Origin of the sequence: Arthrobacter sp. HMSC06H05 (assembly GCF_001807395.1) — a bacterium.
Classification (GTDB): domain Bacteria; phylum Actinomycetota; class Actinomycetes; order Actinomycetales; family Micrococcaceae; genus Pseudoglutamicibacter; species Pseudoglutamicibacter albus.
Window position 1 is genome coordinate 46,330 of sequence record NZ_KV788984.1, and the last position, 20,958, is coordinate 67,287.

The window sequence follows — 20,958 nt, forward strand, 5'->3', positions numbered from 1 at the left end:
AATCTAGAGCGCGGCGCTGCCGGTGAAGGTTTTAGTCGTCATCACGCACCAAGTGCAGGCCGGGTTTAGCTGGTGGCGGAGCGTTCTCTCCGCCGAGGCGCTCGCGTGTGCGGCGAGGGGCTGTCCTTTCAGCTTGTTCCTGGTCCCGCTGTTCCTCTTGGTGGAGGGCATCTGCCAGGGCATACATGTCGTCCTTGGACAGTGGTTTCCGTTGCTCTGGGATGTCTAGCCGCAGAAGCTCCCAGCCGAGCGGGACCGATAGGCGGTCGGCGTGGTGGCGGCACAGATCGTATGCGTGCGGCTCCACTTTCAGAGCCAACGGGCCGAGCACGGCGGTGGAGTCTGCGTACGCATACGTCAAGGTTGCGTACGCTTCCCTGCGGCACCCTGGACGAGAACAAAAACGTTGAGATTCCACGCTTGATAGCGTACTAGTCGCGTTAGGTAAAGAGGTGGAGGCAGGGCCGGAAACTGATGCGTGACTCTGCTCAATGGTTCTAGACTCAACCTTTTGGGCTCAACCTTCTGGGTATCGGTTGGGCGTGGATATGCTGGCGGTATGAGCTGGAGAATCGATCCACACCCACTCAGAGAAGGTTCGTTGGCTTCGCGGGCAGTCAGTGGAGGCGTTCAACGTCGCCGCGCCGATGTGCGTGGGCGATGGCGTGGAAACGTCCTACCGCCGATGTCGCCTGGTGCTGAGCGCCGGAATCAGCGGGTTGAACAGATCATGTGGGAGGTTGTTGACCGGCTTTTCGAAACGTGGGCAGATGAGCTTCAAGGCATCAATTTTGCGGTGCGGACCGCACCGACCTCCGCGTCCCTGGAGCGGGCTACCGCCCGCGGTGAAACGGTCCCGCTCGGGGTTGCAACAGTGAGGCAAGAGCGCCGGAACCCACACCGCAGCACACGCCATGTGGTGTTGTTTCGCAGACCGATCGAGACCTCGGCTGTGGATGAGCACCACTTGGCGCACATCGTCGCTGACGTTGTGATTGAGCTCGTGAGTGAGTTCCTCAACGTCCCGCCTGAAGAGATCGACCCGATCTATGGGACAGGCCCTCACCGTTAGATACCGGTAGCCCGCGGTTTCTAGTATTCGCCGCTTACGGATCGCGGAGCAACCGGGTTCAGATCCACCCGCACTGCAGCGTTGGATTGATCCGTGTTGAGAACATTCATCGCAGCGATTCCCACGCCGTCGGTAGTCACAACCGATGCGTAGGCTTCTCCGCGGCTAGAGGCAACGTGCAAGCCCACCGCGTTCTTAGCTGGCTCGACTTCAACCGTGCGCTGGGCAGCGACTTCAACGCGCTGAGCTTTACCGAGCGTGCCGTTACCTAAGACCGGCGTGACCGTAACCACCGCATCGTGGTCTGCGAAGATCCTCAACCGCGCCGCCCCCTGCTCCGGAAGCGCAACCAGGTTCTGGTTGCCCAGCGCTGAGGTGCCAGGGATATATGCCACGTCGTGGGCCTTATCGGCGTCCTGTCCGCGAAGTAGCCGCGCGGTCGCAGCAACCGAAGTATCCGCCTCAACCACGATCGAATAGGTGCCCGCCGGCAAAGCATCCGTAGCAACACTGCCCACGCTGCGCCCTTCCAAGGCCACTGAGCCGAGGTCAACAGACGTGCCGTTATCGCGCACCGCCGTCACGGTGGCCTGAGTTTTCTTAGCCGCCGGGTTGTAGAGGATGACGGAGGGGGTCAGATCCCCTGCTTCCTCAGTGCGGCGTGCGGAACGGTCAGCCGCAGGGTCTTGAGCCTGAACACCCGGGATGATCACCTTCTGACCCAGCTCGGCTTGAGCCTCAACACTGTCGATACCACCGGGAACCAAACCTCTGAGCGCGGTCTGAGCCACAGCGGCACGCACAGGCGAGCCCGAAGAATTCACCGTGACCGCGACCGCATCGGCATCAGAGGCAGCCGAGGCCAGGTTGATCGTGCGAGTATCGCCCGGGTTGAGCGTGAACTGCGGGATTCCAGCCGAGCTCACCCCATCCTTGGTAGAGACATCGACCTGCACCGTAGCGGTCGCCTGTTGCGTGTTAGTCACCACCAAAACAGCGGCATGCCCCAACGTTGTGGAGCCACCCACAATCGTGTGTGACGTAGAAGGTGCCGTGCACGGCACACTCGCGAAACCTTCCAGGTCCCCATCCTTTTGCCGGATAGTACGCACACCCGCCGCCGGTGAAGCATTACCGCCGAGCCCCTGAACCGTGAACCACGCCGAATCGTTGGCCTTCACACCACCCTTGCCAACGGCCTTCGTTCCAGACAGGCCCTGTTCGTTACGCGTTGCGACCTTGAGAGCTTCCTGTTCCGGAAGATCCTTCGAAACCTGCTCAGTCTTATCCCCGCTTACGATGCGCGCTCCAGGAACGCGCATACCCCGGTCCCCTAAGGCTATGCCGCGCAGCGTGGAGGACGCGTGGTCAGCGCCAGGCGCGTAGGCAGAATCCGTGGCCCCCTGATTGGTGGAAGCCGCCGCGATAGTAGGCCCGCACACAAGTGTGCTTTCAGAAACCGGCAACGAGGTCGCAGCGATCGCCAACGGCTCCCCGTCTGTGTCCGGGGCTAAGAAATGATCAGCCACCGAAACAGCACCGAAACCTGCAACGAGCAACGCACCAGTGGCGGCGGCGAGAACAACCTTCGAACGCGACCGCGCGGTGCGAGGCGCTGGATCGTCAGTCTTCTTTTCGCTCACGCTCACCCTCCTCCACTAGGTCAGTCTCTGACACACCTGCTGGACCAGATTCATCTGCTGGGTTGGGTTCAGTTGCTGGTTCAGATTCATCTGCTAGTTCAGGCTCAGCTGCATGCTCCGGCGTGTCCGTTGCTTCGGTTTCCGGCGCGTTTGTTGCTACCGCATCCGGATCGTATGGTTCACGGTAGACCGGCACGTAGCGGACGCGGTTGCGCCATCCGCGCGGCATCGGCATCATCGACAGCGCACAGAACGCCGCTACGATCGCCGAAAGAATCAGCCACGGGGTCTGCCACCACGTCGAATACGTAATATTCAACGTGCCGTCCTCTACAGGCAACTCGAAGGCCTGCATCCAGCCCTTGTATTTCTGTGGTTGCAGATCTTTACCGTTGAGGCTTGCGCTCCAACCGGAATCGAAGTTCTCTGCCATGACCACCAAGCGGCCAGAACCTTCCGAGCCAGCTTGTCCTTCCGAGCCAGCCGACCCTTGCGAGCCAGGTTGCGTGGTCTCAGTCTTCTGATCGGTCACCGCGCCGTGCTCGCTCTTGAGCAGCTGCAGCATCGTGCCATCAGCGGCCTCAACGCGTACGCGAGAAGTGACAGAGCCCGTCAGCTCATAGAGTTCCTGAGTCGCCTCCGAAGTGTCCACTTGCCACAGCCAGGCCGGCGACCGCTCGCCACGGGTCACCGCGGCGATACCAGGGATCGAATCCAGGTTCTTCGCAACACTGCCATTATTAGGTGCGGCCTTCATCACGATGTAGCCAACACCCAGTTGCCTTAGCGTTTCAGCGGCATCGCCGCCGTCACCGGAAACCAAACCGGCAACAGCTTCCTTGGCTAGGTTTTGGCCCTTCGGCGCCTCAGCGATCACGGTGCCAGACGGATCCAACACGCTGCCACCCAGCGCGCTCGCGTGCGGACGTAAACGCACCTCTTCCAGATGCAAGCCATCACCGGTCACGATGTTGGCGCGGAAGAGACCATCCTCGGCACCGGATAGAACAAGGGTGCGTTCCTCAAACGGCCCCACACCGCGGTCAGCTGCTGTGACCGGAAGCGTCGTTTCCTCCACAGCGTGAACAGCAGGTTGCATCCCCAGACCACGGTCAGCATCCTGAGCAGCCGAATCCGATTGCGTCATCGGAGCCAGCCAGGTGGTCCCACTCACCAGCATCGTGACCATGACCGAGTAAGCAACCAGCCTGCCCGTCCACCGTGTCCGCTGCACGTGCGCCCGGATCCGTACAGTCCCCGCCTCACGCATCGCGCCGGCCGAGAACACAAAAGCGAGCCACACGAGGCTCACCGCGGAACCCACGTAATAGTGGGTGCGTTGCCCACCAACAGTGGAGGCAACCAGCCAGCTCGCAGCAACCGATGCCGCGAACACAACCAACGCTACCAACGCAAACACTCGGATCCACATAGCCCGCTTGAGCGGAGCAACCAGCCCGATCAAGCCCATCAGCAGCAACGGAACACCGCACGCCAGCGCAACGATCAGCGCTCCATGACCTCCAGGAAGCCAACCCCACCCCGTCACGGTAGAGCCCGCATCGAAACCCGATGGGAAACCCAGCAAAGCCTGCCACGCAGGCGTCGGCTCACCCGGCAGCGGCAAGCCAGGTTGCGCCAAAGCAATCCGCGGGGTGCGGATCGCATCAAGAACCGTAGGGGCGGAAGCGATCAACGCAGGAACAGGAACCCACGCCAACACCCGAGCCCGGCGAGAAACCACGGCGGCAACCAGCGTGAAGACCACGAGCGGAACCAGCCACAACGGCTCAGCGGCAACCACCACAACGGCAAGAACACTCGCGAAAACAGCCGAAGGCCACGAGGACAGCCCTTCATTCTCCGAATAGGAGGCAACGCCCACCGCGCCACGAACACCTACCGCGCGCGCCAACGCATACACCAACAGCGGGAGAACAACATGCACCAACGCGGGAGCAATCCGGCCTTGCGTCAAATCAACCGCGAACACCGGAGCCAAAGCCCACAGCAACGCGCCGATGCCGCGGAAAGCCGGAGCGCGCGTCACCAGACGCAGAGCCCACCACATCGTGAACGCGGCAGCCGGCAAAGCTAAGAAATAGGCGACCACAATACCCATCGGAGCGTTACCGCCGCTGATGAGTGCAAGCCAGAACAAGATCCCAGCGAAAGCATCCGGCCCAGAGGCCATACCGAACATCTCGGTGGACCACGGCGAAACCGCGGCATGCCACATCTGTGACAGCGAATCATTCGGCGTCAACAACGCTCCACCTGCGATGCCCTTAGCCATGATCGCGCCACGGAACGTCACCGCGCCAACGATCGCGGCGAGAGCCACCGCGATCACCCCGGCAGCAACGCCGCGGGTCGTACGGCCATCGGCGGCCGCGGCCTCAAAGGAATCATCGTCACCGCTGGCCTCGGCACGCGTTGTCTGATCCGCTTGGGCTTCAGCATCATGCAACATCAACCCGTCGCGGATAGCCCGCTCGTGGTCTCTGTATTGCGCACGGCCCACCAGAAGCCTGTTCACACTCGAACGAGGAACCTTCCGGATACGCCGCACCGATTTCCGGCCCCTGCGCACCGCCCCCATGCGGGTCAACGGGGCGAACGCGTGCCGGAACTCAAGCCCCGCAGTGTGCGTATCTCCAGCAATCAGGCGCGCCACAGCGCTACCCAACCCGGAGACGATCATCCACAGGCCAAGAAAAAAGGAAGTCAGCGGTGCCGCATACTTCAAACGCGTGTATTTCGCGGCAGCGTATTGGGCGTCCTCACCCGCGATGTCCTTGACCACATCGGGCCGGTGAAACATATACGCACCCGGAACAAGCACCACACGGTGGCCTGCAAGCCATGCACGCCGCCCCAAATCGACGTCATCGCCAACACCAGGAAGAGCCGGATCAAACCCGCCGAGCTCCTCAAACACATCGCGGCGAATCAACATCCCAGCAGAGTTGACGCCTAAACGGTCCGTATACATGTCGTACTGGCCTTGGTCTTTTTCTTCAAGACCAACACCAGCGAACCGTTCACCGTGGCGGGTCAGGCTCAGACCGGCGTCCAGCAGATGCACTCGGTCGCTGGCATCCACCTGTTTAGCGCCAGCGACCGCGGTGGATTCAGACTTGCTGATCTCCGCAAGCATCAACTCAAGCGCATCAGCGGCAGGCTCGGAGTCATCGTGGATAAACCACAGCCATTCACGGGCTGCGCTTTCGCCCTGCGAAGGCATGTGATCTACAGCTCGCTGAACAGCCGCACCAAAGTGGGTTCCAGGCTCTTCTAAGACCACGGCCGACTCAGGTAGAAGCTCGCGAAGTAGCTGCGCGGAGCCATCCCGTGAACCCGTATCAACGCCATATAACGCATCGACCGGCCGGGTCTGGGTCATAAGACCTTCGACCGTGGCCGGTAAAAACGATGCGGCATCATGGGTGACAACAACTGCCGTTACATGAGCTGCGCTACTGATCAGGCACCCTGCTTTCGAAGTCGACGACGCTCACGCTCAGACATCCCGCCCCAGATACCAAAGCGTTCGTCATTCTTCAGTGCATATTCAAGACACTGTGCACGGACCGCGCACGAACCGCAAACCTTCTTAGCGTCACGGGTTGAGCCGCCCTTTTCAGGGAAGAACGCTTCCGGATCAGTCTGGGCACACAGTGCCTGGGTCTGCCAGCCGAGCTCACCGTCGTCTGCCATTCCCATGAATTCGGAGAGTGAAACGAACTGCTGGGACGACGGCTTCTCCACCTCGGCAGGAGCTGATCCTGCACTCGGTGCCGCTTCGAGTAGGCTCGTCGCATTTCCAGCGTTCGTTTCGGCATTACCAAACTGGTCAGCATTGAACTGCGTAGCACCTGGCCGTGCAGTGTCGAGTTGAGTGGCATCGAAACCCTCGGTGTGCAGCGGCGTTACAGTCGCCAGCGCTTCCGGGGCATCGGAAGAGGAATGCGCCGCCAGGAAAGCGGTCGCAGCATCTTCTAAGTCAAGATTGCTGTTGTAGCGCGTGCCGGCTTCAGGGTCCGCTGGATCGAGGAACCAATCGCCGGGCACATCGCGCGTAACAACTGCTCGTTCCTCGCGGGCCTCCGCGAGCTCGTAGCGGTCACGCTGTGCCATGTGTCATGCGTCCCTTCATCCGTTCGCCACATCAAAATCTTGCGCCGTTTTCGACGCCTCCCACCTCAGGTCAGCTTCCTAACAATTGCATAACCGTTGGGGGTGGTTTGGCGCGCCTAGCTCACTCGTACCCTCAGGTGTACTACCGAGCTCGGCGCACACACATAATTACATCCACGTAAGAACGATTCGTCAAATGCCGACGTCGCGAAATCGAGCCAAAAAATGGCTTTTGTATCACCATGAAGATTGAGGCCGCAAGCCTGGAGCTACTACACAAAAACCTTTGCGTTAGCTTAGAAATTATTAGGTATTTGCGCTGTTTGGGGTGTTTTGCGGTCGCCTAGAAAGACTCGGGCAGATCAAAAAAGTGACCATCCGAGGGTGTCTGAGAACTACCTTTCAAGCGCATCCCTGACGTTAAATATGAGTATGACTTCTACCCCCAACACCCCCTCACCTCACACTCCCCCACTACACGATGAGTCGCTCGAGCTCAGGATCCCCCAGGCCCTGAGTTTGATCGCTGAGCGCGGAACCGCGACCACACCCCTACTGGTCGACCGAACCCGTGGCCACCGCATCGAACTCTCCGGCCGGGTACTTGTTAACTGGTGGGCCAAGAACGCCGGCTTATTAGAGATGGAATTCGGGATCGGCCCCGGTTATACGGTCCATCTTGACGTTCCGCCGCATTGGCGCACACTCCCACTAGCGTTGGCAGCCCTTTCTTTAGGCGCTACCGTCACGGATCATGAGGAAAGCGCCGACCTCGTCATCACTGGCAATCCCTCCGCGCACATGTCCGCCCCTGACGTCCTGGCAGTAACACTTGAGGCCCTCGCGGTTTCCTTCCCGGGCGAAGTCCCCGAAGGGATGGTCGATCACGCAGCTGAGGTCCGCGCACAACCCGATGCGCTGGCGTTCGCGGCCGCTGCCGCCGCGCAAGCCGCGTGGGACGTCGATGGTCTAGACACCACCGCGCTTGAACACATGGCCTATACGGAGGCCAACGATGGCGCAGCCACGTCCGTCTCCTGGCTTGGGGTAGGCGGGACCGCCGTTCAGGCCGAGGCGGCTCGGGACGCCACGGCTGGCGGCTGGAGGTCCGGTGATTGGAGGCTCGGTGATTGGTCGGCGGCTATGGCATCGCTTTTGGCATGCAGATCCGAAGGTTCGCTGGTCCTGCTGCCCCTCGAATCCCTGGTTGAGGGTAAGCCGACTGATTCGCTATGCGAACAAGAACGCATCACACGAGCCATCACTACGGGTGTTGTATAACGCGTGCTAAGAGCATGACCTCACACTGAGTGCGCCACCGAGTGCTCAGAGCGTGACCGAGTGTTCAGAGCGTGACTTCGTGGCGCTGCTTGGTCTCGGTGGCGCTTGCCTCGTTGAAGACCCACAAGCGGTAGGCGATGAAGCGGAAAATGGTTCCGAGCACGAGCCCCACAACGGAGCCTGCGATGAACAGCGCCATCGGGCTGGTCATCTGAAGCACGTACTTGGTGAAGAAGACACATCCGGCAGCAATCAGCAGGCCAATCGCGTTCATCACGGCAAAGAGCACGAATTCTCGCGCCCACCGGTTGTTGCGGCGGTGGCGGAAGGTCCACCAGCGGTTTGCAGCCCACGAGAAGATCGAGGCGACCACGGTCGCCCACCCTTTAGCCCACACTTCCGCATCTGACATCGGGCCTTTGATAAGCCACAGGAACACGGCTGTGTCGATAACCCAGGCAACAGCGCCCACGACACCGAACTTGGCGACTTCGCGCCACATCACTTCGATGAGAGTACGCATTTTGCTCCAAAGGGTTCGCATCATGCGGTGCCTCCTCGTTGCAGTAAATATGGCGCTGACATTCTCACGGCGCTGTCGTTGTCAGTACGCAGTCGTTGTCAGTACGCTGTCTCTTACGGAGCTAATCGTTGCGGCAGAGCGTGTGTAGCGAGCCCACCCGGCCCACTGTCTCGCGTTCTACCCGCGGTCTCATTCTGCCCACTGTACTGGCGGTTTTCGTTTTTCTTGTAGTCCTGTAGGTGGATGCGTACCGCGTGGGTCGCAGATCACATTCAGCCTGCTCGGATGAGCCCTGGTCTACAAGGGCCTTATCTTAGACTAGAAAAGATGAAAACTTTGCGCATTGGTGTGATTGGCGGGGGCCAGCTGGCCCGGATGATGGCCCCGGCGGCTATTGATTTAGGGATCGAGCTTTCCATTCTGTGTGAGTCGGAAGAGACCGCGAGTGCACGGGCGGTGGCTCACGCGCCGGTGGGTGACTATAAGGATCGACAGACGGTCCTGGATTTCGCCTCCACTGTGGATGTTGTCACGTTTGATCACGAGCATGTTCCGGCTGAGATTCTGCATGAGCTGGTTGAGAAGGGTGTGCGGGTTCACCCTGGCCCGGATGCGTTGATTCACGCCCAAGACAAGATTGTGATGCGTGAGGCCGTTGAGCGTTTGGGGTTGCCGAACCCTAAGTGGTGCTCAGCAAGTTCCGCTGATGAGGTTCGGGCTTTCGGTGAGAAGATCGGTTGGCCGATCATCGTGAAGACCCCGCGTGGCGGCTATGACGGCAAGGGCGTTGAGAAGCTGGATTCCGCGGCTGATGTTGCCCGGGTCAGCGAATGGTGTGAGCGCGGCGCGGTGTTGTGTGAGGAATTGGTGGATTTCTCGCGTGAATTGTCTGCTTTGGTTGCTCGCCGCCCCTCGGGTGAGACTGCCGCGTGGCCTGTGGCCCACACGATTCAGGTTGCTGGGGTGTGCGATGAGGTGATCGCCCCGGCGCAGGACCTCCCCGTTGAGACCGCCCAAGCCGCGCAACAGACCGCGTTGAAGATTGCATCCGAGCTGGGTGTTACAGGTGTTTTGGCCGTCGAGTTGTTTGAGACTCCAGGCCGTGGCCCCGGATTTCTGATCAATGAGCTTGCGATGCGGCCGCACAACACCGGGCATTGGACCCAGAATGGCGCGGTGACGAGTCAGTTTGAGCAGCATCTGCGTGCGGTCGCTGACCTGCCGTTGGGATCTGCTGAACCGTTGGCACCTGTTGCCGTGATGAAGAACTTCTTGGGTGGGGCCAATGAGGATCTCGCCGCTACCTTGCCGCACGCGTTGGCGACCGATCCCCAGGTTAAAGTGCATGTTTACGGCAAGGCGGTGCGTCCAGGCCGTAAGATCGGCCATGTTAACCGTGTCGGTTTCGAGGGCGAGAACCTGGACGATGTGCGCCAGAAGGCGCGTGTTGCCGCGGACATCATGAGTAAAGGATGCGATGCATGAGCTCGGGTATGAGTGGTGAGAAGAAGCAGCCTCGCGTTGCGATTGTGATGGGTTCGGATTCGGACTGGCCAACCATGTCAGCTGCGGCCGATGTATTGGACGAGTTGGGCATCGAGTATTTCGTTGATGTTGTTTCGGCTCACCGGATGCCGCATCAGATGATCCAGTTCGGCACGGATGCCGCATCGAAGGGTTTTGAGGTCATCATCGCTGGCGCGGGTGGTGCGGCTCATTTGCCGGGCATGCTCGCCTCTGTCACGACTCTGCCGGTGATCGGTGTTCCGGTGAGCTTGAAGAACCTTGAAGGCTTGGACTCTTTGCTCTCGATCGTTCAGATGCCAGGTGGTGTCCCTGTTGCGACGATGGCGGTAGACGGCGCCAAGAACGCCGGCTTGTATGCGGCCCGGATCTTAGGTTGCGGCGCAGGCGAGGAAGCCTCCCGCATATCTGCGGCTCTGGCAGACTATGCCGAGCAGATGCGTGCCGGCGCTGAAGCTAAGGGCCGTGCCTTGTCACAGAAGCGCGCAGCTGAGTCGTCAGCCCGGTAGGCCGTTTCAGGCGGCAGTTCTCCATAGGTTTGAACGTGAACGATTCCTCGCAACATTTCAAAGCAGAATCCGCGTCTTTCAAGGCTCGGTCTGCATCTTTCCAGACTCAGCCTGCATCTTTGAAGACCTCCCCCGTTCCTGATCCGGAGCAGTTGAACGCGCCGGGCCGTTCTAAGCGTGCCTGGATTTTGTGGTTGTTGACGCTTCTGGTGCCAGGCGGCGCGCAGCTTGTGACCGGATATAAGTCTTTGGGGCGTAAGGCTCTCACGGTCACGGTGAGCGTGTGGGTTGCGTTGCTCATCTTGGTTGCGTGGGCGCTGATCAACCGTGGATCACTGCTCGATGTGTTCAGCAGGCCGTGGGTTTTGGTGCTCGTGGGCATCGTGTTGGCTGTGCTCGCTGTGGGCTGGTTGTTGCTTTTCGTTCACACTTACCGGATCACGAAGCCGACGATGTTGGCGCCGGGTATGCGCGGCATCGTCACTGTGTTCACGGCGCTGGCTGTGGTGATCACCTCTGGCGGGCTGGGTTATGGCTCGTATCTTGCGTTCAAGAGCAAGTCCACGCTGGGCACTATTTTCGCTTCCGGCCCGGCGGTTGATCCGGTTGATGGCCGCTATAACATCTTGGTTCTTGGTGGGGATGCGGGTAAGTCGCGTGTGGGTTTGCGTCCGGATTCGGCTCAGGTGTGGTCGATTGATGCGAAGTCTGGCCGTGCTGTTGTGATTTCGATTCCGCGTAATTTGCAGAACGCGCCTTTCCCTGAGGGTTCGCCGATGCGCAAGGTGTATCCGAACGGCTTCAACTGTGGGGATGAATGCATTTTCAATGCGATCTATCCGACCGTGGAGCAAGAGCATGCGGATAAGTACCCGGATACTAAAGACCCGGGTGCGGTTGCGACGATGGAGGCGGCGAGCGCCGTCACCGGATTGCAGATCGACATGTATGTCACGGTCGATATGGGTGGTTTTGAGCACCTGATCGATGCGTTGGGTGGGGTCAAGATCGTCTCTGGCGGTTGGGTTCCTTATAACGGGAAGCGGGACCCGAATACGGGTTTGCGCACCAAGTGGTTCAGCCCGGGTGAGCATCACTTCACGGGTAAACAGGCGTTGTGGTTTGCGCGTTCGCGTGATTTCGCAACGGATTATCACCGTATTCGCCGGCAGCAGTGTTTGCAGCAGGCGATGATCAAGCAGTTCACTCCGCAGAATGTTTTGGTGAACTTCACCCAGATCATGGATTCGGGTGAGGAGATTGTTCGCACGAATATTCCGCAGTCCCAGTTGGGTTCGTTTATTGGGTTAGCAGAGAAGACGCGTCAGCATTCATTCTTAAGGCTCACGTTGGGTGCCCCAGATTTCGGTAAACCGGGTGACTTGTTCTCGACTTACCCTGATTATGATCTGATTCATCAGCGTGTAGGCCAGTTGGTTGCCAAAGCTACCGACGATGGTGCGAAGGCTGAAGACGATAAGCCGCGCGATTCTCAACCTCAGGGATCCAAACCGCAGGATTCCGGCCAGCAGGATACGCAGCAGTCTTCGCACCAGGGTCAGGCTTCTGGCAAATCTAAACCGCAAGTTACTCAGAGTTCACCTGAGCCTTCCTCTGAGGCCTCATTGGGGGCGGAAGATCAGGTCATCACCACACAGCGTGATGGTTCGCCGATTACGGAGAAGTACCTGCAGGAACTTGAGTATGTTGGCGACACCGGCCGGATTGAGCAGATTGCTCAAAACAACGATTCGTGCAAGGTCGGCTAGGCTGACCTGCCCCATCCGGGTCCATAGGCCTGGATGTTTATGAGAGTCAGGAGACGTGATAGCCGTGGAGAAATTGGATAATTCCATCCGCGACTATGACTGGGGTTCATCTTCCGCGATTACCGAGCTTTTAGGGCGAACGCCCACAGGAGGCCCAGAGGCCGAACTGTGGATCGGTTCGCACCCGGGCGCGCCAAGCCGTTTGCGCACTAACGGCCGTTCCTTGGCGGATGTTTTGAAGGAAAACCCTGAGGCGATGCTCGGCTCTGAGGTGCTCGCTTCCCAGCCAGCAGATTGTGTGAGCCTTCCGTTCTTGATGAAGGTACTGTCTGCGGATGCCCCGTTGTCTTTGCAGGTGCACCCTGATGCGTTCCAGGCACAAGCCGGGTTTGAGCTTGAGGAAAGACAAGGCGTGCCGATCGAGGCTCCCCATCGGATGTATAAAGATCCGCGGCCTAAGCCAGAGATGATCCTCGCGTTGACTCCGTTCAAGGCTTTGACGGGCTTCCGTTCCGCAGAGGCGAGCATCCCGGCGTGGGAGCTGTTGCGGGATAACTCTTCGCGGGAAAGCACGCGCATGCTCGCGCAGACCGTCATCGAGCATCTGGAGAACCGGGACTATAAGGCCGCGTTGTCCTATGTGCTCAACGGCATCGAGGACATCGCTGAGATCGTTACTGACGCCGTGCGGATCGTAGAGGACATAGCTACCCGCGATGCCGATGCTCTGCAAGAGGTCGATGCGCTGCTTCCGTTGCTTCCGTGGATTGAGAGCAAATACCCGCAGGACGCCGGCGTTCTAGTGTCGCTGTTGCTGAACTACGTCGAGCTTGAGCCGGGTGAAGCCGTGGCTTTGCAGGCCGGCAACATTCACGCCTACCTCCACGGGACAGCGATTGAGGTCATGGGCAACTCGGATAACGTGCTGCGGTGCGGGATGACGACCAAATACATCAACGTGGACGAGCTGCTTTCGATCACCCGCTTCGCCTCGCTCGAGCCTACGTGGGTGCGGCCAACCCAGGAAAAGCCGGGCGTTGAGCTGTATTCGACCGATTTCGATGAGTTCGAGCTCATCCGCATCAACGGCACCTCAACCGGGGCGGTGTCTTTGCGTGGCCCAGCCTGCATCATCGCGCTCGCAGGCAACGTCACGGTGAGCGGTTCAGACGGAAGCCAGGTTCAGCTCACCCGCGGCGAATCCGCATTCATCCCTGCCGCCGCCGGTGAACTCTCCATCGAATCTGACGAGCAAGCCCACGCGTATATGTGCGCGACCCCGCGTGCACGCCAGAAACCGGCTGCCGCGGCATAGGTCTCAAGAATCCGGCGCAGAAAACCTAGCCCAGAGAACCTGGTTAACGCTGAAGGGGCGTGGATGAATCTTCACCCACGCCCCTCCAGCGCTAGTGCTCTACGGTTTGATCACGCTCCAGGCTACGCGCCGTTGCTTTAGCGGGTGAATCCGTCCCACTTATCGGCGCGGTGCTCTGCAGTGACTTCGCGGATAGTGCCGGACTTAGCGCGCAACACGAGCGACTGGGTCACGATGCGGTCGCCACGGTAGCGGACCCCGCGCAGCAGGTCGCCGTCGGTGATGCCGGTTGCCACGAAGTAGCAGTTATCGGTCGTGACCAGGTCTTCGGTGGATAGGACCTGGTTGACGTCCAAACCAGCCTTCTCGGCCGCCTCGCGTTCGGCATCATCGGTTGGGTGCAGGCGGCCCTGGATCACGCCGCCTAGCGCACGGATAGCGCACGCGGTCACAATGCCCTCTGGGGTTCCGCCGATACCCACGAGCATGTCAACACCGGAATCAGGGCGCGCCGCTGCGATCGCCCCGGCAACGTCACCGTCTAGGATCAGCTTGGTGCGCGCACCCGCCTCGCGGATCTCTTTGATCATCTCTTCGTGGCGCGGACGGTCTAGAACGGTTACCGTTACCTGGGACGGCTTTTTGCCCTTAGCTTTGGCTACACGGCGGATGTTCTCACCGATCGGCAAGCGAAGATCGACCGAATCCGCTGCCTCCGGCCCGGTCACGAGCTTGTCCATATAGAACACCGCCGACGGGTCATACATCGTGCCGCGCTCAGCGACCGCCATAACGGACAACGCGTTATTCAAACCCTGCGCAGTCAGGCGGGTTCCGTCGATCGGGTCAACCGCAACATCAGCCTCAGGGCCGTTACCGGAACCCACGTGCTCGCCGTTATACAGCATCGGGGCTTCATCTTTCTCGCCCTCACCGATCACCACAACACCGTTGAAATCAACGGTCGTGAGCATCGCGCGCATCGCATCGACAGCCGCGCCGTCAGCCGCGTTCTTATCCCCGTGGCCAACCCACGGTGCGGAGGCGATCGCGGCAACCTCGGTCACACGGACCAGCTCCATCGCCAAATTCCGGTCTGGAGCCGCCTCTGAAACAGACAGCTTAGGGGACAGTTGGGTGTAGTCCTGCTCTTGCGTCACGGAGTCCTCATTCAGTGTTCTCGCTTGCAGTTATCACGGCCTCGGGCCTCACGTTCATCATATGCCCACCCCGTAAACAGTCAGTCCCCCAACTAGCAAGAAAACCCAATCTTTATATGATGAGGGCTACACCTTGACCCTGAGGAGAGAAGATGTCATCCAATGATGAACTGGATTCTCAACCGGAAGAACCGGTTGAGAACAGTCAACAAAAGAGGCGTCGCCCAAGCAAGGGCGCAGGCAAACCGGAACATCCCGGGCACCCTCTAACAGCGGAGAACCGCGAGAGGCGGACCCCTAAACCGACCGCCGGGCAAACGCTGAAGACGGTCGGGCGTAAAGCCGGCGAGTTCCTCGGCGGACTCAACCGCTACCCACACAACATCCACCCGGCACTCGTTCCCGGCGTGGATGTTGACCACCAGAAAATCCGCTACGGCGTAGATAAGCCGATGCTCATCACGGTCGGTCTTGCCGTGATCGGTTTTGTGGTCTGGGGTGTTCTCCAGCCTGATCAGGTGCTGTCCTCAACCACAGCCGCGCTCACCTGGATCATGACTAACCTCGGGTGGATCTTCAACTCGCTGGCGATCGTGCTCGTGATCTACCTTCTGGTGCTCGCTTTCACCAAGTATGGGCGCATCCCGCTGGGGTTGGAGGGCGATAAGCCTGAATACTCGACGGTTTCGTGGGCGGCGATGCTCTTCGGCGCCGGCATCGGTATCGGTGTGATCTTCTTCGGCCCATACGAGCCGATGACCTACTACCTCTCCCCTCGCCCCGGCGCATACGATCCAGCCACAGTGGATGCGGTCAAAAAAGCGATGGCGCAGTCAGCGCTTCACTGGGGCATCAACGCGTGGGCCATCTACGGCATCGTGGGTTTGGCTGTCGCCTATGTTTCCTACCGCCGCGGCCGCGTACCGCTCATGAGCTCGATCCTCACGCCACTGTGGGGTGGAACCTCAAGCTCGGTGCGTGCCCGCGTCATCGACGGCCTGGCGATCATCGCAACCCTGTTCGGTACCGCGGCCTCGCTCGGTATCGGTGCGCTCCAGATCGGCCGAGGCTTCGAACTCGTGACCGGCTGGAGCCCGGGCGCTAATAGGCTCGCGCTCATCATCATCGTGTTGCTGACCATCGGAACCATCTGGTCGGCAGTATCGGGTGTGAGCAAGGGTATTAAGCGGCTCTCCAACATCAACCTCGTGTTGGCGCTTGCCCTGGCACTGTTCTTCTTTGTGGTTGGCCCTACCGTCTTTTTGGTCAACGTGATCCCTGGCGTTGTGGCGACCTACTTCGCTGAACTGCCTACGATGCTCGCGGCCACGACCGCTGATTCCCCGGAGATGAACGCGTTCCTGTCCGCATGGACCACGTTCTATTGGGCCTGGTGGGTTTCCTGGGCGCCATTCGTGGGTGTCTTTGTCGCGAAGATTTCCAAGGGCCGCACGGTCCGCCAGTTCGTGGTCGGTGTCTTGGCTATCCCGTCCTCGATCATCATCCTCGCGTTCACGATCCTCGGCGGTACCGCGATCTATCTGCAACGCACAGCGGGAGATATCGCCCCAGGTGATGACATCAACAAACTGCCCGCCCCTGAAGACATCTTCTTTGTGGTGCTTGAGCACCTCCCAGGAGCCCAGTTTGTGGCCCCGATCGTGATTGTGATGCTCGCGGTCTTCTTCATCACGACCTCTGACTCCGCTTCGATCGTGAACTCGCAACTGTCCCAGCGCGGCAACCCGCACCCTAAGCGCTTGATTACCGCGTTCTGGGCTGTCTTGATGGCAGGCATCGCCGCGGTGATCCTCCTGATGGCCGGCAAGACCGCGTTGCAGGGCTTGCAGAACCTCATCACGATCACCGCGCTGCCGTTCGCGGTGGTGCTCGCACTGATGGCGATCGCCCTCTATAAAGAGATGCGTACCGACCCGCTGGTGATCCGCCAGAAGTTCGAGGACGTGGCTTTGTCCAACGCCGTCAAATACGGTATCGAAAAGCACGGCGATAACTTCGAGCTGCGCGTCATCGAATCTGATAACGAATACGCGGCCGGCCATAACTTCGATTCGACCTCGGACGAATTCACCGACTGGTACGCCCGTACCGACGCCGACGGCAACCCGATCGGCTTCGACTACGACTCAGGCCTGTACCTCGATGATGACGGCAAGCCGTTGCCCGCTGAACAACAGCCTTCCCTGGTCGACCCGGAGACGGGCGACATCGTCATTACCCAGGAAGCCCTCGCCGAAGGCATCGACGTTCCCGAAGGCGCAATCATCAAAGAAGAAACCGATGAGGCCGCCGACGCGGAACCCACTGGCAACGGCGACGAGCCTAAACCGCAAGGCCAGTAACGGCTCAGCGCCTCCATTAAAGGGCTGTGGCCCCACCTTCAACAGTGAAGCTGGGGCCACAGCCCTTTTCTGTGCGCTGGTTCAGATCCAGCGGTGAGCTATAGCGGTGAGCTATCTAGTGCTCTGAGGCCTTTTCCGCGCCAGCACCGGTGAAGGCACGGACCTCCATGATCGCGTGTTTGGCATCGTGATCATCGGAAGGCTTGATGAGGAGCGTGCCGATGATGCCGAGCAAGAACCCGACCGGGATCGAGACGATACCCGGATTAGATAGTGGGAAGAACGCGAAGTCCAGGTTCGGGAACATCGAGGTTGGCTTACCCGAAACCGCTGGCGAGAACGTGATCAAGATCAGGGTTGTGAACAAGCCACCGAGCATCGACCACAAAGCCCCGCCTGTATTGAAACGCTTCCAGAACAGCGAATACAGGATCACCGGGAGGTTCGCCGAGGCCGCGATAGCGAAAGCCAACGCAACCAAGAACGCGACATTCTGGCCCAGCGCAACGATGCCGCCGATAATCGAGAGCACACCGATCGCCACAACCGTCAAGCGAGCGACCTTGACCTCCTGGCCGGGGCTGATCTCGCCCTTCTTGATGACCGAGGTATAGATGTCGTGCGAGAACGAGGTTGCCGCGGTGATCGCAAGACCAGCCACAACCGCGAGGATGGTTGCGAACGCGATCGCCGAAACCACGGCCATGAGTACCGGCCCACCGATCTCCAAAGCCAACAGCGGGGCTGCCGCGTTCTCGCCACCCGGGGTGGTCTTCGCCGTCAGGATGTCCGGACCGACCAGTGCCGCCGCGCCGTAGCCCAGGATCAGGGTCATGACGTAGAAAGCACCAATAATCCAGATGGCCCACACAACCGAACGCCGCGCTTCCCTACCCGTCGGCACGGTGTAGAAACGCATCAAAACGTGCGGCAGACCTGCGGTACCCAAGACCAGGCCCAAGCCCAGCGAGATGAAGTCCAGCGGGTTCGCATACTTCAAACCAGGCATCAAAACGGCCTCGCCCTTCGGCGACTTATCAACCGCCGCCTGCAACAGGTCCGAGAAGTTGCCACCGAACTTCGCCATCACAACGATCGAGAGGATCGCCACGCCAAGAACCAACAAGACAGCCTTGATGATCTGCACCCAGGTTGTGCCCTTCATGCCGCCCACGATCACGTAGACGATCATCAAGACACCCACGATGATCACAACACTCGCGGTAGCCGCCTTGCCCTCGATACCGAGCAGCAACGCAACCAAGCCACCAGCGCCAGCCATCTGGGCGATGAGGTAGAAGAAACACACGGCCAGGGTTGTCAGCGATGCCGCCATCCTGACAGGACGCTGACGCAAGCGGAAACTCAGCACGTCTGCCATCGTGAACTTACCCGTGTTCCGCAGCAGCTCCGCAACCAGCAACAGAGCCACGAGCCACGCGACGAGGAAGCCGATCGAATACAGGAAGCCGTCATAGCCGGCTACCGCGATCGCACCCACAATGCCCAGGAATGACGCCGCCGAAAGGTAGTCACCCGCAATGGCCACACCGTTCTGTGGGCCGGAGAAAGACCTCGAACCGGTATAGAACTCATCAGCTGAGGAACCTTTACGTGAAACACGGAAAACAATGTAGAGGGTCACCGCAACAAACAGACCGAAAACGATCATGTTGATGACCGGGTTAATCTGATCGATGATCACGCCGCACCATCCTTATTCGACTCTGAAGCGGCGCGTTCCTCATCGGCCAAAAGCGCGCCCGATTCCATGCGTTCACCAAGCGTTGTGGCCAACGGGTCATATTTCTTATCCGCCCACCGGCGGTACAGGGTTGTGATGATGAACGTCGTGGCCACCTGCGCCAAACCAAACAGCAAGGCGACGTTGATGAGTCCGAAAACCTTGATCCCAAAGAAGCCCGGGGCGTAGCTAGCAAGCACGATGTAGATGACGTACCAGACCAGGAAGATCACTGACATGGGTGCGATGAACCGCATGAAGGAACGTTTCAGGTTCTGAAACTCCTGGGAGTCACGAACCGCGATACTCCGTTCCGCGAGATCATCGTAGGATTTCTGCTCCATGAGCGGTCCTTACCTCGAGGAGAAAGTAGATGACAAACAAAATGTGACTTGCATCACGTTTCGTTGATTGGAATCTACCCATTCTTCACACGAAATTCCATAACCAGTTCGTGTAGTGCCCAATATGGGGGACAATGGAGCCGTGCTTGAGAAATCTGACGACGCAAAACACAACGATGAGCCTCCAGCAACTGAGACCCCCAGCGCTGAGCGTTCGCCCCTCCCCGGAGAGCCGGGTTTCAAGGCGCCGCTGACTGAGAAGCAGGCCAAACGCGCCAACCAGACCATCAAGGGCATGATCATCTCCACTGCCCTGACGATCCTCGTGGTGATCCCCGTCATCCTTCTCAACCCGGCGAACAGGCAGCACGAATACAACGACCGCGTCAACGTCGAAGAAATCGCGAAACAAACCAAGGAAACCCTCGATTTCGATGCGATCGCACCAGATCTACCGGAGGGCTGGTACGTCAACTACGCCCGCTGGAACCCAGGCACCGCTGACGGTGTAGCGTTCTGGGACCTCGGCGTCGTGATCCGCGATGAGGCCTTCGCCGCCGTCAAGCAAACAGATAAAGCCAACGACTCCTGGGTCACCCTGGCAACCGACGGCTCCGTCCCGACCGGCAAGAAGCACAACGTCGACGGCACCGAGTGGACCGAACGTGCAACCGGCGGCAAGGGAGACAACGCCAGAACCAGCTGGGTCGCAAAGATCAACGGCTTCACCTACGTCATCACCATGAAAAACGACGTGGCCGAACACCTGCCTGAGGTCGCCCAGAACATTCAGAAGTCAGCGCCCTAAACAGGCCCGTAACCTCGGCACCGTAGCCGCACCGTTCGTCGATTCCGCCCACTTACCGCCCTATCATGGGCTTGAACCGCCCTTCACCACGACCGCCCTTCACCACGAAGGGCCTGTCATCACGAGGTCACCATGCCAGCAACCAACCCAACTCTCACCCCGGACCAAGCCCTTGAGACCCTGTTGCAGGGTGCTGAGCGCGCCGCTTTAGACCGTCCGCTTCGCCCTAATTCGGATAAATCCCGCCGCGAACTTCTGCGTAAAGAACAGCATCCGATCGCCGCGGTCGTGGGGTGCTCGGATTCCCGGGTTCCCATGGAGTATGCCTTCGATGTGGGCTACGGCGACCTGTTCGCGATCCGCACCGCTGGCCACGCTTTGGGCGAGACTGTGATCGGTTCGATCGAGTTCGCGGTCGAGGTGCTCAAGGTCCCGTTGGTTTTGGTGCTCGGCCACACCTCGTGTGGCGCGGTCGAAGCCGCGAAGGCAACGCTGGATTCAGGGGACACTCCCCCAGGTAGCATCGCCTCGCTCGTTGAGCGCATCCTCCCGTCCGTGGTTCAGGCCCGCGAGGACGCGAACACCCCGGGCCTGAGCGGCGCTGTTGAAATCCACACCCGGCGCACCGTCAAAATTCTGCGTGAGCTTTCCCAGGTGCTCTACCGTGCCGAAAAGTCCGGCAAGGTGAAGATTGTGGGTGCCGTGTACTCGCTCGATACGGGCACGGTCAAGCTCGTCGACTCTGAGCGGTAAGATTTGAGAT

At 59.7% G+C, this 20,958-nt stretch carries 17 protein-coding genes; 9 read left to right on the forward strand and 8 right to left on the reverse strand.

Annotation, left to right across the window (positions count from 1 at the left end; translation table 11 throughout):
• Positions 1-31: 31 nt before the first annotated feature.
• Complete coding sequence (locus tag HMPREF3160_RS06110; protein ID WP_035756219.1) at positions 32-418, reverse strand: DUF3499 domain-containing protein; 387 nt, start codon at positions 416-418, stop codon at positions 32-34.
• A gap of 141 nt (positions 419-559) precedes the next feature.
• On the opposite strand from HMPREF3160_RS06110, the gene HMPREF3160_RS06115 reads away from it, so the two are divergent.
• The gene (locus HMPREF3160_RS06115) at positions 560-1,072 is read left to right on the forward strand and encodes a metallopeptidase family protein (RefSeq protein ID WP_083285490.1); all 513 of its coding nucleotides are present in this window, start codon (positions 560-562) and stop codon (positions 1,070-1,072) included.
• 20 nt (positions 1,073-1,092) lie between these two features.
• Here HMPREF3160_RS06115 and HMPREF3160_RS06120 read toward each other — a convergent pair whose 3' ends face one another.
• The 3 genes from HMPREF3160_RS06120 to HMPREF3160_RS10265 are packed head-to-tail and all read right to left on the reverse strand — an operon-like array spanning position 1,093 to position 6,855.
• Positions 1,093-2,715 carry a DUF5719 family protein gene (locus HMPREF3160_RS06120; protein ID WP_070489979.1) on the reverse strand — a complete coding sequence of 541 codons (1,623 nt, stop codon included), beginning with the start codon at positions 2,713-2,715 and terminating at the stop codon, positions 1,093-1,095.
• A complete protein-coding gene (locus HMPREF3160_RS06125; protein ID WP_083285491.1) occupies positions 2,696-6,205 on the reverse strand; it encodes a glycosyltransferase in 3,510 nt (1,169 codons plus the stop codon). The genes HMPREF3160_RS06120 and HMPREF3160_RS06125 overlap by 20 nt, the downstream gene beginning before the upstream one ends.
• Positions 6,202-6,855 carry a WhiB family transcriptional regulator gene (locus HMPREF3160_RS10265; protein WP_141739855.1) on the reverse strand — a complete coding sequence of 218 codons (654 nt, stop codon included), beginning with the start codon at positions 6,853-6,855 and terminating at the stop codon, positions 6,202-6,204. The genes HMPREF3160_RS06125 and HMPREF3160_RS10265 overlap by 4 nt, the downstream gene beginning before the upstream one ends.
• A 432-nt stretch (positions 6,856-7,287) precedes the next feature.
• Here HMPREF3160_RS10265 and HMPREF3160_RS06135 point away from each other — a divergent pair, with 432 nt between their 5' ends.
• On the forward strand, positions 7,288-8,136 hold the full coding sequence (locus HMPREF3160_RS06135; protein WP_141739856.1) for a TIGR03089 family protein: 849 nt from the start codon (positions 7,288-7,290) through the stop codon (positions 8,134-8,136).
• A 64-nt stretch (positions 8,137-8,200) separates the two neighbouring features.
• Here HMPREF3160_RS06135 and HMPREF3160_RS06140 read toward each other — a convergent pair whose 3' ends face one another.
• Positions 8,201-8,683 (reverse strand): GtrA family protein, encoded by a 483-nt coding sequence (locus HMPREF3160_RS06140; protein WP_083285492.1) that lies wholly within the window; start codon positions 8,681-8,683, stop codon positions 8,201-8,203.
• 303 nt (positions 8,684-8,986) lie between these two features.
• Between HMPREF3160_RS06140 and HMPREF3160_RS06145 the strand changes: the two genes are divergently transcribed.
• The 4 genes from HMPREF3160_RS06145 (at position 8,987) to manA (ending at position 13,776) form a co-directional block, all read left to right on the forward strand.
• Positions 8,987-10,144 carry a 5-(carboxyamino)imidazole ribonucleotide synthase gene (locus HMPREF3160_RS06145; protein ID WP_070489987.1) on the forward strand — a complete coding sequence of 386 codons (1,158 nt, stop codon included), beginning with the start codon at positions 8,987-8,989 and terminating at the stop codon, positions 10,142-10,144.
• Positions 10,132-10,692: a 5-(carboxyamino)imidazole ribonucleotide mutase gene (purE, locus tag HMPREF3160_RS06150; protein ID WP_370977498.1), complete on the forward strand. Its 561-nt coding sequence runs from the start codon at positions 10,132-10,134 to the stop codon at positions 10,690-10,692. Before HMPREF3160_RS06145 ends, purE begins: the two co-directional genes overlap by 13 nt.
• Before the next feature lie 35 nt (positions 10,693-10,727).
• The gene (locus HMPREF3160_RS06155) at positions 10,728-12,461 is read left to right on the forward strand and encodes an LCP family protein (RefSeq protein WP_239446199.1); all 1,734 of its coding nucleotides are present in this window, start codon (positions 10,728-10,730) and stop codon (positions 12,459-12,461) included.
• A 64-nt stretch (positions 12,462-12,525) separates the two neighbouring features.
• Positions 12,526-13,776 carry a mannose-6-phosphate isomerase, class I gene (manA, locus tag HMPREF3160_RS06160; RefSeq protein ID WP_070489989.1) on the forward strand — a complete coding sequence of 417 codons (1,251 nt, stop codon included), beginning with the start codon at positions 12,526-12,528 and terminating at the stop codon, positions 13,774-13,776.
• Between the two features lie 137 nt (positions 13,777-13,913).
• Here the strand turns inward: manA and glpX are convergent, their stop codons facing one another.
• Complete coding sequence (gene glpX, locus HMPREF3160_RS06165) at positions 13,914-14,858, reverse strand: class II fructose-bisphosphatase (RefSeq protein ID WP_083285511.1); 945 nt, start codon at positions 14,856-14,858, stop codon at positions 13,914-13,916.
• Between the two features lie 230 nt (positions 14,859-15,088).
• Here glpX and HMPREF3160_RS06170 point away from each other — a divergent pair, with 230 nt between their 5' ends.
• Positions 15,089-17,299, forward strand: coding sequence for a BCCT family transporter (locus HMPREF3160_RS06170; protein WP_070507609.1), 2,211 nt, complete (start codon positions 15,089-15,091; stop codon positions 17,297-17,299).
• 115 nt (positions 17,300-17,414) lie between these two features.
• Here the strand turns inward: HMPREF3160_RS06170 and HMPREF3160_RS06175 are convergent, their stop codons facing one another.
• Positions 17,415-18,971: a solute symporter family protein gene (locus HMPREF3160_RS06175; RefSeq protein WP_070507701.1), complete on the reverse strand. Its 1,557-nt coding sequence runs from the start codon at positions 18,969-18,971 to the stop codon at positions 17,415-17,417.
• A 29-nt stretch (positions 18,972-19,000) separates the two neighbouring features.
• Positions 19,001-19,387, reverse strand: coding sequence for a DUF485 domain-containing protein (locus tag HMPREF3160_RS06180; RefSeq protein ID WP_070489993.1), 387 nt, complete (start codon positions 19,385-19,387; stop codon positions 19,001-19,003).
• 142 nt (positions 19,388-19,529) lie between these two features.
• Here HMPREF3160_RS06180 and HMPREF3160_RS06185 point away from each other — a divergent pair, with 142 nt between their 5' ends.
• On the forward strand, positions 19,530-20,195 hold the full coding sequence (locus HMPREF3160_RS06185; protein WP_035754945.1) for a DUF4245 domain-containing protein: 666 nt from the start codon (positions 19,530-19,532) through the stop codon (positions 20,193-20,195).
• Between the two features lie 132 nt (positions 20,196-20,327).
• Positions 20,328-20,948, forward strand: coding sequence for a carbonic anhydrase (locus tag HMPREF3160_RS06190; RefSeq protein WP_035754944.1), 621 nt, complete (start codon positions 20,328-20,330; stop codon positions 20,946-20,948).
• Positions 20,949-20,958 lie beyond the last annotated feature (10 nt).

Coding starts and splice junctions, on each gene's coding strand:
- HMPREF3160_RS06180 (WP_070489993.1), bottom strand. CDS start 19,387: ATGGAGCAGAAATCCTACGATGATCTCGCGGAACGGAGTATCGCGGTT.
- HMPREF3160_RS06145 (WP_070489987.1), top strand. CDS start 8,987: ATGAAAACTTTGCGCATTGGTGTGATTGGCGGGGGCCAGCTGGCCCGG.
- HMPREF3160_RS06175 (WP_070507701.1), bottom strand. CDS start 18,971: ATGATCGTTTTCGGTCTGTTTGTTGCGGTGACCCTCTACATTGTTTTC.
- glpX (WP_083285511.1), bottom strand. CDS start 14,858: ATGGAGCTGGTCCGTGTGACCGAGGTTGCCGCGATCGCCTCCGCACCG.
- HMPREF3160_RS10265 (WP_141739855.1), bottom strand. CDS start 6,855: ATGGCACAGCGTGACCGCTACGAGCTCGCGGAGGCCCGCGAGGAACGA.
- HMPREF3160_RS06170 (WP_070507609.1), top strand. CDS start 15,089: ATGTCATCCAATGATGAACTGGATTCTCAACCGGAAGAACCGGTTGAG.
- HMPREF3160_RS06190 (WP_035754944.1), top strand. CDS start 20,328: ATGCCAGCAACCAACCCAACTCTCACCCCGGACCAAGCCCTTGAGACC.
- HMPREF3160_RS06115 (WP_083285490.1), top strand. CDS start 560: ATGAGCTGGAGAATCGATCCACACCCACTCAGAGAAGGTTCGTTGGCT.
- purE (WP_370977498.1), top strand. CDS start 10,132: ATGCGATGCATGAGCTCGGGTATGAGTGGTGAGAAGAAGCAGCCTCGC.
- HMPREF3160_RS06135 (WP_141739856.1), top strand. CDS start 7,288: ATGACTTCTACCCCCAACACCCCCTCACCTCACACTCCCCCACTACAC.
- HMPREF3160_RS06140 (WP_083285492.1), bottom strand. CDS start 8,683: ATGATGCGAACCCTTTGGAGCAAAATGCGTACTCTCATCGAAGTGATG.